At 62.5% G+C, this 12,169-nt stretch carries 14 protein-coding genes and 2 pseudogenes; 11 read left to right on the forward strand and 5 right to left on the reverse strand.

Features of this window, described 5'->3' with window-relative positions:
* The 3 genes from HP546_RS17295 to HP546_RS17305 all read left to right on the forward strand — a co-directional run.
* Nucleotides 1-476: aminotransferase class I/II-fold pyridoxal phosphate-dependent enzyme (locus HP546_RS17295; RefSeq protein ID WP_172227718.1), on the forward strand; the 476-nt coding region annotated here is incomplete at its 5' end.
* A gap of 257 nt (nt 477-733) precedes the next feature.
* Nucleotides 734-1,639, forward strand: a complete 906-nt coding sequence (locus tag HP546_RS17300; protein WP_172227720.1) for a LysR substrate-binding domain-containing protein — start codon at nt 734-736, stop codon at nt 1,637-1,639.
* 89 nt (nt 1,640-1,728) lie between these two features.
* Nucleotides 1,729-2,433: an SDR family oxidoreductase gene (locus HP546_RS17305; protein WP_172227722.1), complete on the forward strand. Its 705-nt coding sequence runs from the start codon at nt 1,729-1,731 to the stop codon at nt 2,431-2,433.
* Between the two features lie 72 nt (nt 2,434-2,505).
* Here the strand turns inward: HP546_RS17305 and HP546_RS17310 are convergent, their stop codons facing one another.
* Both HP546_RS17310 and HP546_RS17315 read right to left on the reverse strand, forming a co-directional pair.
* Nucleotides 2,506-3,732: an MFS transporter gene (locus HP546_RS17310; protein WP_172227724.1), complete on the reverse strand. Its 1,227-nt coding sequence runs from the start codon at nt 3,730-3,732 to the stop codon at nt 2,506-2,508.
* A gap of 334 nt (nt 3,733-4,066) precedes the next feature.
* Nucleotides 4,067-4,942 (reverse strand): universal stress protein, encoded by an 876-nt coding sequence (locus HP546_RS17315; RefSeq protein ID WP_172227726.1) that lies wholly within the window; start codon nt 4,940-4,942, stop codon nt 4,067-4,069.
* A 284-nt stretch (nt 4,943-5,226) separates the two neighbouring features.
* Here HP546_RS17315 and HP546_RS17320 point away from each other — a divergent pair, with 284 nt between their 5' ends.
* Nucleotides 5,227-5,460: a hypothetical protein gene (locus HP546_RS17320; protein WP_172227728.1), complete on the forward strand. Its 234-nt coding sequence runs from the start codon at nt 5,227-5,229 to the stop codon at nt 5,458-5,460.
* Here HP546_RS17320 and HP546_RS17325 read toward each other — a convergent pair.
* Nucleotides 5,461-5,613: pseudogene (locus HP546_RS17325) on the reverse strand (UV damage endonuclease UvsE); the annotation flags it as partial. It abuts the gene before it with no gap.
* A 58-nt stretch (nt 5,614-5,671) separates the two neighbouring features.
* Complete coding sequence (locus tag HP546_RS17330) at nt 5,672-6,052, reverse strand: termination factor Rho (protein ID WP_172227744.1); 381 nt, start codon at nt 6,050-6,052, stop codon at nt 5,672-5,674.
* Between the two features lie 183 nt (nt 6,053-6,235).
* Between HP546_RS17330 and HP546_RS17335 the strand changes: the two genes are divergently transcribed.
* The gene (locus tag HP546_RS17335; protein ID WP_172227730.1) at nt 6,236-6,625 is read left to right on the forward strand and encodes an NUDIX domain-containing protein; all 390 of its coding nucleotides are present in this window, start codon (nt 6,236-6,238) and stop codon (nt 6,623-6,625) included.
* A 118-nt stretch (nt 6,626-6,743) separates the two neighbouring features.
* Here the strand turns inward: HP546_RS17335 and HP546_RS31440 are convergent.
* Nucleotides 6,744-6,848, reverse strand: a pseudogene (locus HP546_RS31440) (polyphosphate kinase 2); the annotation flags it as partial.
* A 238-nt stretch (nt 6,849-7,086) separates the two neighbouring features.
* Between HP546_RS31440 and pstS the strand changes: the two are divergent.
* From pstS to HP546_RS17365, 6 genes are all read left to right on the forward strand, one after another.
* Nucleotides 7,087-8,118, forward strand: a complete 1,032-nt coding sequence (pstS, locus tag HP546_RS17340) for a phosphate ABC transporter substrate-binding protein PstS (protein ID WP_172227732.1) — start codon at nt 7,087-7,089, stop codon at nt 8,116-8,118.
* A 72-nt stretch (nt 8,119-8,190) separates the two neighbouring features.
* On the forward strand, nt 8,191-9,159 hold the full coding sequence (pstC, locus tag HP546_RS17345; RefSeq protein WP_172227734.1) for a phosphate ABC transporter permease subunit PstC: 969 nt from the start codon (nt 8,191-8,193) through the stop codon (nt 9,157-9,159).
* Nucleotides 9,156-10,049 (forward strand): phosphate ABC transporter permease PstA, encoded by an 894-nt coding sequence (pstA, locus tag HP546_RS17350; protein ID WP_172227736.1) that lies wholly within the window; start codon nt 9,156-9,158, stop codon nt 10,047-10,049. The genes pstC and pstA overlap by 4 nt, the downstream gene beginning before the upstream one ends.
* Before the next feature lie 50 nt (nt 10,050-10,099).
* A complete protein-coding gene (pstB, locus tag HP546_RS17355) occupies nt 10,100-10,885 on the forward strand; it encodes a phosphate ABC transporter ATP-binding protein PstB (RefSeq protein ID WP_218583469.1) in 786 nt (261 codons plus the stop codon).
* Between the two features lie 93 nt (nt 10,886-10,978).
* Nucleotides 10,979-11,677, forward strand: coding sequence for a hypothetical protein (locus HP546_RS17360; RefSeq protein WP_172227740.1), 699 nt, complete (start codon nt 10,979-10,981; stop codon nt 11,675-11,677).
* The coding region (locus HP546_RS17365) for a hypothetical protein (protein WP_172227742.1) at nt 11,677-12,169 on the forward strand (493 nt) is incomplete at its 3' end. The genes HP546_RS17360 and HP546_RS17365, both read left to right, overlap by 1 nt.

A 12,169-nucleotide genomic window follows, 5' to 3' on the forward strand; every position in this document is an offset into this window, starting at 1 on the left:
CCAAGGCCTTGGGCAGCACGTTCCGTTGCAGCTTTATCGTGGCGCCGGCAGAGGTGACACAAGTGCTGGAGCGCAGGGCGACGCTGAACCTGGGGCAGGGCGATGCGGTGATGCAGCGGATGCTGGCCGAGCTGATCAATGATGGCGAGCTGAAAAAACACTTGCGCCGGGTCAACCGCGAGTACCGCCGGCGTCGGGAGACCCTGCTGGCTTGCCTGCGGGATGCGTTTGGCGAACAGATTACGGTACGCGAACCGGAGGGCGGGCTGGCCTTGTGGGTGCGGTTTGCCGACGCCATCAATGTGGACCGGCTGGTTCGCAAAGCGCAGGAGCTGGACCTGGTAGTGCGCAGTGGCCGGCAGTTTTCGCCGTTCGGGCATGCCGAGAACGCCTTGCGCCTGGGGTTTGCTTCGCTGGATGCGGATGAAATTCGCCGGGCCGTCCAGCGCTTGGCGCAGGCGGCCAGGGCGATGTAGTGCCGGGCTAGGCTTTGGTTTTGGGGTCTGCTGACATCCGCCACCAGCCTGACACTGACCTCGGTATCCGCCTCGCCGAGCCTGCCTGCACCAGAAAACACCCAGCGCATGTCGGTGCAGGTCGAGGGCAGCGGGCCGGACGTTTTCGTCATGCTGGATCAGCCACATGCGTTTGCGCTGCCGTGATCGACTTCCTCGGCCGATGAGGTTAGCCTCGGCGCAATGCTGCCAGCCCAGCCAATAGAAAATCCATCGCCATGACCTCAGGTTTTCCCGGGTTGCCCTCACTCAACGCGCTGCGCGTGTTCGAGGTGGTGGCGCGCCACTTGAACTTTCGCCTGGCGGCCGAGGAGCTCGGTGTCACCCAGGCCGCCGTTGCCCAGCAGGTTCGCGGGCTGGAAGCCGGCCTGGAGGTGCGCCTGTTCGAGCGCTTGCCGCGCGGGCTTGGCCTGACCGATGCCGGGCATGCCTACAGCACCAGTGTGCGCAGTGCCCTGGCGATGATCGACGAGGCCACACGGCTGCTGCGCCCGACACCTTCCCACCTCACCGTCAGCGTGACGCCGACCTTTGCCTCGAAATGGCTGATCCCCAGGCTAGGGCACTTTGCCGAGAGCCACCCTGATATCGACCTGCGGGTGCTGGCCACCGACCGGCTTTCGCACTTTCATACCGATGGGGTGGACCTGGCGGTGCGTTATGGTCAGCCACCATTTGCTGCCGGGTTGAACGCAGAGTTGTTGATGGAACCGCGTGTGGTGGCAGTGGCGAGCCCGGCACTGTTGGCCGGTATGGGCCGGCCGCAAGGCTTCGCCGCCCTGCAGCGCTATGTGGCGCTGCACGATGCGCACAATTTCTGGCCGTCATTCTGTGCAACGGTGTTCCCTGGTCACCCACCGCCCACCGCCAGGACCGTGCGCTTCAACCAGACCTCGCTGGCCATAGAAGCGGCCATTGGCGGCCAGGGCATCACCTTGGCCAGCCATGCCTTTGTCCGTGACGACATCGCGGTCGGCCGGCTGGTGCAGGTATTCCCCCAGCACCTGCAGCTGGACAAGGCGTTCTACCTGGTATGGCCACGTAAAGGCCAGCCCATTGCGGTGCTGGAAACGGTGAGGGCCTGGCTGAAGGCGCAAGTTGACGAAAGAAAATCTACTGGCTAGGCGAAGCCTGGCTGCCTCCCTCGGTCGCGGCGTGGCTGCTACTGTGAATGCACTTGTAAGCACAGCGTTGCATCTTCAACGGAGGCAGTATGTCGGTAGAAAAGGTAGCAATCATCACCGCCGGTGGCAGTGGCATGGGCGCTGCGGCAGCACGCCGCCTGGCCGCAGACGGCTTCAAGGTCGGGATTCTCTCGTCCTCGGGCAAGGGCGAGGCGCTGGCCAGGGAGCTGGGCGGGATTGGCGTGACGGGCAGCAACCAGTCGGTCGAGGATTTGCAGCGGCTGGTCGATGCCGTGGTCGAGCAGTGGGGGCGTGTCGATGTACTGGTGAACAGTGCCGGCCATGGTCCACGTGCGCCGATCCTCGAGATCAGCGATGGCGACTGGCACAAGGGCATGGACACCTACCTGCTCAACGTCATCCGCCCGACACGCCTGGTGACGCCGATCATGCAACGGCAGAAGGGCGGGGCGATCATCAACATCTCCACCGCCTGGGCGTTCGAACCCAACGAAATGTTCCCGACCTCGGCGGTGTTCCGTGCGGGCCTGGCAGCGTTCAGCAAGATATTTGCCGACACCTATGCGGCGGATAACGTGCGCATCAACAATGTGCTGCCGGGCTGGATCGACAGCCTGCCGGCCACCGAGCAACGTCGCGACAGCGTGCCGCTCAAGCGTTATGGCACCAGCGAGGAAATTGCCGCGACCATTGCCTTTCTGGCCAGCGAGGGTGGCGCGTACATCACTGGGCAGAACATCAAGGTCGATGGTGGCCTGACGCGTAGCGTCTGAGCTGCTGCCGTATTCGCGGGCAAGTCCGCCCCTACAGAGGAGCGGACTTTGCCTGGGGCACTCGCGCTTTCATCAAGCGCTTTGGGCTGCCAGGCTGTTGCTGACATTGCGCCCCAGCACCAGCACCGTGACAAACCCACAGCCCACCAGCGCCGTGGCCAGGCTCAGCAGCACCGCCGTGCCCATATGGTCGACCACCTGCCCACCGAAGAACGAGCCCAGCGCAATGATCACCTGGAACATCGCCACGAACAGCGGCATGCCACGCTCGACATCCTTGGGCGCGACCACAAACATCCAGATATTGGCGCAGGCCGGGAACGCGCCAAAGGCAAAGCCCCACAGCGCGATCAGCATCGCGGCGCCGGTCATGCCGGTGGCGAAGTGCGGGAACAGGGCGGTGCTGACAGCGATCAGCAGCGCGACCAGCATCAGGGTATGCCGTACGCTGCGGTTGGCCGCGAAACCGGCGAAGATGTTGCCCATGAATCCGGCCACGCCATACAGCAGCAACAATGAGCCGATGGTAGGGCCATCAAAGCCGGCATTCTGTTTGAAGAACGGTGCAACGTAAGTGTACGCGGCAAAGTGCGCCAGACCGATCAGCAGGACGGCGATCAAACCGACCCGCGCTTGCGGGTTGATGAACAGGGCCGGCAGGTCGCTCACGCGAATGGCCTTCTCCGGGTTCAGCCGCGGCAGCAACAGTACCTGCGCCAGCAGCACCGGGATCCCCACCAGCGCGGTAACCAGAAAGGTCATGCGCCAGCCCATCAGGCCACTCAGCCAGGTACCTACGGGCACACCCACTACAGTCGCCAGGGTAACCCCGGCCATGATGATCGAGTTGGCCTTGGCTACGCCCATGCCATCAGGCGCCAGGCGGCCGCTGAGGGCAATGGCGGTGGCCCAGAAGCCGCCGATACTGACGCCCAGCAGCACCCGGCCGACCAGCAGCAGGTTGAAGTCGACGGCGTAGGCGACGATCGCGTTGGCGATGATCATGATCAGCGTCAGGCCGATCAGCAGGTAGCGCCGGTCCAGTGCACCGACGCCCACGGAAATCAAAGGCGCGGCCAGCGCGGCCATGATGCCGGGCAGGGTCACCATCAGGCCGGCAAGGCCGGCACTGATGCCAAGGTCGCTGGCCACATCGTTGAGCACGCCCACCGGCAGAAACTCGCTGGTGACCAGGGCGAAGGCACCAACGGCGACCGAAAGAATCGCCAGCCACTGCTGGGTGAGACTCTGTTGGCTGTGTTCGGGAAGGCCCTGACGGGCCTGGGGGGTATTTGGCATGGGGTGCGGTTCCATGAGGGGATGTCGCCTGTGGCAGGCGCAGGAGCGGGGAGATTTGCAGGCGATTATAGGGACGGCCCTGCCAGGCCGACAGGCGCGCCGCTCGATAGTGATCATCAGTGCAATCGATGAAAGCTCACCGCTGCAGCTTGCTGTCCCGGCGCGACGCCCCCCAGCACCATGTGGAGGACCGTTTGGGCAGCGCGTTCAAAATCCGCTTTGTTTGGGTAGGGCGGCGCGCACGGCGATATCGTGCGAGTGCGTAGCGGTAAACGTCGACTCCTGCCGAGGCGGCTGTGGAAAGACGCCCGGCAAGATCGTCGACACCGTCAGTTCATGGCGATACCAACACGTCACACTGCGATTCGTTCAGCACATGTTTGGTGACGCTGCCGACCAACAGCGCTTCCAGGGCGCTTTCACCCTGTTTGCCGACCACGATCAGGTCGCACTCCAGCGCCAGCTCCTGCTCGGCAATCCGCCAGCCAGGGTCGCCATGCAGCACGATCTGCCGGGCGTCGGCCACGCCGGCAATCTCGCTCAGTGCGGCGAGTTGTTTCACGGCATCCTTGCGGATGACGTTGCGGTAATGGGTGAGGGTGTCATGGTCGATGTGGGCGAAGCGGATACTGCTTTCGAACGGGGCTTCGTACACATGCAACAGGATGATTTCGGCCTGAGGCGCAATGGCCTTGGCCAGTTCGATGGCCCGCTGCGACGCTGGCGAAAAGTCGACGGGCACCAGCACGGTGCGGTAGGCGTCGCGGGGCGCCTGCTTCACCACCAGCAAAGGGCAGGGCATCCGATCAAGCATTTTGTGCACGGTAGAGCCCAGCAGCAAGCGCCGGCCCACGCCCTGGCCTTTCGCCCCACACACCAGCAGGTCGCTGCCCTTGTCTTGCACCACACGGGAGATTTCCGTGGTCACCGAGCCGTTGGCCACCTGCACGCCAGCGGCAATGTCATAGCGCTGGAACAGCATTGCCGCCTGTGCGCGCAGCTTTTCGCCGGCGCTGTCCCGCACCCGCTGCAACAGGTCGTCATCAGGTACCACCAGCTGCTTCAGGCGCTCGAAGGGTGCCGGGTTGGCAATATACAGCAGGTCCAGCGGGGCTTGCTGCGCCTGGCTGAGGACGGCCGCGCGCTCCGCTGCGTTGCGGGCAAAGGGTGACAGGTCGGTGGCTACCAGTATGTGTTTCAGCGGGCTCATGTGGGGCTCCTTGTCCAAGATCGCGCGGTTATCGATGCGCTGCTTGCTGCCATCGTCTCGCGAACCCGATACGGCGGCTTGATTTGCGTCAACTGCATGCCGATCCCGTCTGCATCAAATCCCAGGCCCTGGCATCTGCCGGGTCGGCGGGGATCAAGGCCGGGATGCAGCAGTCACGAGCAATGCGCATGGGGGCAGAAACACGCGCTGCACTGAAATTTTGCATGAGCCATCTTGATGCTTTCACATAGTGGTACTAATACTTAAGCACTGCTGGAAGAGGGATGATCATGCAGACGCGCTTCGTAGTAGTTCCCGCTGTGCCGCTCCAGAAAGAATTGCTCCCTCGCCGTTTTGGCTTCCCGGCCGCCTTGGGGGAGGGCTACGACCTGTATGACACGCTGGAAAAGGTGCGCCTGAGCATCAACTTCCCGACCCGCGCTGCCGCGGAATACGAGTGCGCTTCGCGCAACGGTTGCTGTGATACAGGCGGGGCGGATATCGCCGGCAATGGCTGATCAGGCCAGGTAGCGCCGGTAATAGTCCAGCGTCGCCAGGTTTTTGTCCTTGGCTTCGAACATGATGTCGAACCGGTCCAGGAACTGCTGGGCGTAGCGGTTGGTCCAGTCGTTCCACATCTGAGCGCTGTGTGCGTACAAGTCGCGTTTAGCCCAGGCGCGGCATGTGAAGTCTCCAGAACTGGTGGGAGGTGTCGCGGCACCCCTGCCGCTAACCGTGTGTGCGCAACGCTTCGACCAACTCGGCTTTGGTCATGGTGGAACGCCCCTTGATGTCTTTGCTTCGCGCTTCTTTCATCAGGCTGGCCTTGGTCTGGGTTTCCAGCGAACTGCCAGAGGTGCGTGAGTGGCCCTGACGTGATTTGGCGGCACGTTTTGCCGAGTCCGAGCGCGCGGACTGCTTTTCGCTGGAGGCGGTCGTTTTCCCCGAACCGCCTTTTTTATCGCCACCCCCCGACTGCTTGTTGACCGTGGCCCAGGCGCGCGCCTTGGCCTCGTCTTTCGGTACGCCCTTGTGCTCATAGCCCGCCTCGATGTGCTCGGCTTTGCGCTTCTGCTTGTCTGTGTATTTGTCTTTGTCACCGCGTGGCATGGTCCTCACTCCCGCTTCATTGGCCTGACCGGTTGAAACCCTGCGCAGCGCCAGAGTGCCGGGCAATGGACGAATGGCACCATTGCTTCGGCCGATGGTCATTCAATGGACATATACAGGCTTTAGGGTGGAGACAGGAGCCGTTACAAGGCTCCGGTCCAGCTAGGCGAACCGGGATGACTCATGAAGGCAATGGACATCGCTACAGCCAGGCGCAAGGGTATCAAGCTGCGCGCCACGGTAATTTATCGCAAGGATGGCCAGGTGCTTTTTGTGCGCAAGCGCAATGCGAAATGGAACCTGCCGGGGGGCAGGGTCGAACCGGATGAGACGCCACTGCAGGCTGCGCGGCGGGAAATGGCGGAAGAGACCGGCCTGGCCTTCGATGAATTGCGCTTTGTCAGCGAGTACCGTGAGGAGCGGGTTATCCATTATTTGTTCGAGGCGCGCAACGCGGCGGACAAGCCTCGTCCTCGCAACGAGATAGACGCCTGCCGCTGGATCAAGCCGCGGCAGGTGGCCAAGCGGCGGGTCAGGCGGCCGATCAAGACGCTGTTGCGGCATTGCGCTTGAGGCTGGGGCACGCAAAGATCGCGTGCGGGCTGACAGGTGCCTGCCACAATACATGCAGCGCCTGTCAGCCCTGACGCGATCTTTGCGTGCCCCAGACAATGCCCCCGCCCCACCCCTGTCAATAAACCTGCGGCACAATCATGTCCACCGGCGTCGGGTTACGGCTGTAGTCCTCCTGCCTGACCCGCTGTGGCAAGTCGATCCTCGGCACCTCCGCCTCTTCATCCAAGCAGCTCGCGATGGATGCGCCTCATCAAGGTGTGTTCTGTCGGGGACATGGCGAGCGCTCGTGCTGGGGATAGATGGCAAATTGATAATCGCCTTCGGTTACCAAGGCATGACATCACCCTGCCGCCATGGCAGAGGGAAAAAGCTCTACCGTGCGGCCTGCCATTCAATCGTCACAAAGCTGTAACACAGCTGATGCAAAGTGTGCCGGCCATCACAAGGAGCGCTTTTCGATGATTCGCCTGATGAAGTCTGCTGCACTCGCCGTTGCCGTTTCGCTTTGTGCCACTTCCGGGGCTTTCGCCGCCGAGAACGTTCGCCTGACCGGTTCCGGCGCGAGCTTCCCGGCTCCTATCTACCTGACCTGGTTCAAGGACTTCAGCAAGAATACTGCTGGCGTCACCGTTGACTATCAGTCCAAGGGTAGCGGCGCGGGTGTCCAGGACTTCCTGAACAAGACCGTCGACTTCGCCGCCAGCGACTCGGCCATGAGCGAAGCGGACATCGCCAAGGTCGGCGAAGGCGTGCAACTGCTGCCAATGACCGCCGGTGAGATCGTCCTGGCCTACAACCTGCCGGGCGCCCCTAAAGGGCTGAAGCTGCCTCGCGATGTGTACTCCAACATCTTCCTGGGCAAGATCACCAAGTGGAACGACCCGCAGATCGTCGCTGCCAACCCCGAGCTGAAGCTGCCAGACATGCCGATCACCGTGGTGGTCCGTGCCGACTCCAGCGGCACCAACGCGGTGTTCACCAAGCACCTGTCGGCTATCAACGCTGACTTCAAGAAAGACCTGGGTGAAGGCAACACCGTCAACTGGCCAGCCACCGACAAGTTCATCAAGTCGCCGAAGAACGACGGCGTAACCGCCACCGTACGCCAGACCCCAGGCGCCATCGGCTACATCGAATACGGCTTCGCCAAACTGGCCAAGGTCGACTTCGCCGTACTGCAAAACAAAGCCGGCCAGTACGTCGTGCCGAACGCCGAGAGCGGTGCCGAAGCGCTGGCTGCGGTGAAGATGCCGGAAAACCTGATTGCCCACCTGCCAGACCCGGAAGGTGCCAAGTCCTACCCGATCACTTCCTACACCTGGATGATCTTCCGCAAGGACAATGGCAGCCCGGAAAAGGCCAAGGCCATGCGTGAAATGGTCGAGTACGGCCTGACCAAAGGCCAGGAGATCGCCGACTCGATGGGTTACATCCCGCTGCCAGCGTCGGTTGTCGCCGAAGTGCGCAAAGCGTCGGAAAACATCAAGTAATACCCTCAGGCGCTCCTGGCGTGGACGGACTGTCACGCCGGGGGTGTTTGCCCTTTGTCCCGGAACTCGCCCATGAACACACCTTTTGCCATACCGGATAACCCGGATTCCGCGTGCCAGCCACCGTCCGCCAAGGACTTCCTGGTTGACCGCACCTTCCGTGCGCTTGCACGTATCGGTGTGGTGCTGATCCTCGCGCTGGTCTTCGCGCTGGTGTACGAAGTAGGACGCAAGGCACTTCCTGGCATGGAAAAGCACGGGTTTGATGTGCTGTTCGGCACTGTATGGGACGTCAACCAGGGCAAATACGGCATTCTGCCCGCCATTTGGGGCACGCTTTACAGCGCCCTGATCGCCTTGTTGATCGCCGGCTTCTTCGGCGTCAGCATGGCCATTTTCCTCACCCAGGATTTCCTTCCGGCCAAGCTTGCCGCGGTGTTCCGCACCATCGTCGAGCTGCTCGCCGCCATCCCCAGCGTGGTCTACGGCCTGTGGGGCATCTATGTGGTCATCCCGGCGATTCGCCCGCTGACCGCGTGGCTGAACAGCGAGCTGGGCTGGATCCCGTTTTTCGGCACCTCACTGAGCGGGCCAGGCCTGCTGCCTGCGGCGTTGGTACTGGCGATCATGATCCTGCCGACCATTGCTGCCGTTTCCCAGGATGCGCTGACCAGCGTGCCAATGAAAACCAAGCAGGCGGCCTACGGCATGGGCACCACCCACTGGGAAGCCATCCTCAAGGTGATGGTGCCATCCGCCGCCACCGGCATCTTCGGCTCCTTGGTGCTGGGCCTCGGCCGCGCACTGGGTGAAACCATGGCCCTGGCCATGCTGGTCGGCAACGCCAATACCATCACCTTGTCCCTGTTCGCCCCGGCCAACACCCTGGCAGCGCTGCTGGCGCTGAACTTCCCGGAAGCCGGCCCGAACGAGATCGAGGTGCTGATGTATGCGGCACTGGTACTGATGTTCATCACCCTGCTGGTGAACGTGTTCGGCTCGATGATCATGCTCTACGCCCAGCGGGGTAACAAACAATGACCGACCTTTCGACCCCTGTAGCCGCGTTGCCCAGCCTGCAGCGCAAGCTCGAAGGCCGCGCCCTGCGCAGCCTGGTCCTGACCTCGCTGGCCTGGTTCGCGGCGCTGGTTGCCAGCGTGCCGCTGATTTCCGTGCTGTACATGCTGATCACCCGCGGCGGTGCGCGCCTCAGCCTGGAAGTGTTCACCGAGTTGCCGCCTACCGGCTTCGAGATGGGCGGCGGTTTTGGTAACGCCATGGCCGGTACCTTCGTCATGGTCGGCATCGCTGCCGCCATCGCGGTACCGGTCGGTATCCTGGCAGCCGTGTTCCTCGCCGAGCTCGGCCCGGAGAGCAAGCTGGCCAACGCCGCGCGCTTTGCCGCGAAGATGCTCACTGGCCTGCCTTCGATTCTGGCCGGCGTATTCGCCTACGCCCTGGTGGTGATGACCACCGGCACCTATTCGGCACCGGCAGGTGGCGTGGCGCTGGCGGTGCTGATGCTGCCGATCGTGGTGCTGACCGCCGAAGAGTCGATGAAGATGGTGCCCAAGATCATGAAGGACGCCGCCTACGGCATGGGCTGTACCCGTGCCCAGGTGATCTGCAAGATCGTCCTGCCCACCGGCCTGCCTGCCATCCTCACCGGCGTGATGCTGGCCGTGGCCCGCGCCGCTGGCGAAACCGCGCCACTGCTGTTCACCGCGTTGTTCAGCAACTACTGGATCTACCATGACGGCAGCCTGGCGGTCATGAACCCCACGGCATCGCTTGCCGTACTGATTTACAACTTCTCCGGCATGCCGTTCGACAACCAGCTCGAGCTCGCCTGGGCGGCCTCGCTGGTACTGGTGATGATCGTGCTGGTAATCAACATTCTGAGCCGAGTCTTCGGCAAGCCCAAGTATTGAGAAAGGGAGCATCCAACTTGAACGTATCCACTGCGCAAAGAGCCGCTCCCATGGTCAACGAAGCCCCGATCGTCATGGACTGCAAGCTGGACAAGATTTTCTACGGCAACTTCATGGCCGTGCGTGACAGCCATGTGCCGATCCGCAAAAACGAGATCACCGGCTTCATCGGGCCGTCCGGCTGTGGCAAGAGTACCGTGCTGCGCAGCCTCAACCGCATGAACGACCTGGTCAAGGGTTTCCGCTTCGAAGGCCATGTGCACTTCCTTGGCCAGGATGTCTACGGCAAGGGCGTCGACCCTGTGGTGGTGCGCCGCTACATCGGCATGGTGTTCCAGCAGCCCAACCCGTTCTCGATGAGCATCTTCGACAACGTCGCCTTTGGCCTGCGCCTGAACCGCTACAAGGGCGACCTGGGCGACCGCGTGAAGCACGCCCTGCAAGGCGCGGCACTGTGGGATGAAGTGAAGGACAAGCTCAAGGTCAGCGGCCTGTCGCTGTCCGGCGGCCAGCAGCAACGTCTGTGCATCGCCCGCGCCATCGCTACCGAGCCGGAAGTGCTGCTGCTGGACGAACCCTGCTCGGCGCTCGACCCGATCGCCACCCGTCGGGTGGAAGAGCTGATGGTCGAGCTGAAGAAGGACTACACCATCGCGCTGGTAACCCACAACATGCAGCAGGCGATTCGTGTGGCCGACACCACGGCGTTCTTCTCGGTCGATATCTCCCAGGGTACCCGCACCGGCTATCTGGTCGAGATGGGCCCGACCGCGCAGATCTTCCAGAACCCGCGCGAGCAGCTGACCAGTGACTACATCAGCGGCAAGTTCAGCTGAATCACACCCATCAAGGTGGCCGGGTGTTGCAACCAGGGAGGTTGCAACACCCGGCCGCGTTACCTTCCGTTAAAGTGTTACCCGGGATTTCAAATGCGAGCGATACGTCGTCTTGATCTGTCAGCGGTAGAGCGCGCACTGCGCGAGGTGCAGGGCCGCTTTGCCGAACTCAGCCAGCACTTCACCGAACCGCGCGACCCGTTTACCGACGAGGTGCTGCTCAATGTGCTTGAAGGCTATGCGCTGATTGACGACTATGTCGCTCGCGGTATCGACCTGTTCGACCTGCAACAGCTGAACCTGATGCTGGAAATCAATGCCACCGTGCTGTGCGGCACCGACCCGGCCCGGCGTGTGGAATTCGCCCCGCACCTGGCGGCCACCGAGGCGCACTTTTTCAACAACGTCGAAGGTGGCATCAAGGACTTGTACAACTGGTACTGCTCGTACCGCAGTGATTCGATCTGGAAGCGGGCTGCCGGTGTCTATGTACGTATCCTCAGCAAGCCGCAGCTGTTCATCGAAGGCAACAACCGCACGGGCTCGCTCATCGTCAGCTACCTGCTGATGCGCGCCGGGCTGCCACCATTCGTGCTGTCGCTGGACAACGCCGAGGGTTACTTCAACCCGTCCTCGGTCATTCGCAACTCCGCTAAACACGGTGTCAAGGCATTGTACGAATTACCCAAGATCAAGAAAAAGTACGCCGCGTTCCTCGAAGCGCACGCGCCTGAGCCCGGCAAGTTCTTCCTCGGTGGCACAGCCGTGCCGGTTTGCGAGGGGAGCCGCTGATGCAACGCACTTCACTGTTCGCCCGCGGCCGCCAAGCCCTCGAGCGCAAGCTGAAGCGGGGCCAGGTACGCATTTCGTTCGATATCGACGACACGCTCGCCTGCCTGCCCGAACACGCGGCCGCCGAGGACAGCAAGCTGCCGGGCTTTGTCCATCGCTGGCTCGGTGAACCGCTGCGCAGCGGCACCCGCGAGCTGGTCCGCGACCTGCGCCGCCAGGGCTGCAGCATCTGGATCTACACCTCGTCGGGGCGCACCCCGTCCTATATCCGCCGCTGGCTGCTGTTGTACGGCATCCATGTCGACGGCGTGGTCAACAGTGACCGGCACCAGCATATCCTGGCCCAGAACGGGCTGGAGAACTCGCCCTCGAAGCTGCCGTCTGCCTTCGATATCGACTTGCATGTCGATGATTCCGAGGGCGTTCGGCTGGAAGGCGTCGACCACGGTTTCCGCGTGGTCGTCGTCTGCCCCAAGGATGAAAACTGGGCGC

Source organism: Pseudomonas sp. CM25 (assembly GCF_013179705.1).
Taxonomy (GTDB): Bacteria; Pseudomonadota; Gammaproteobacteria; order Pseudomonadales; family Pseudomonadaceae; genus Aquipseudomonas.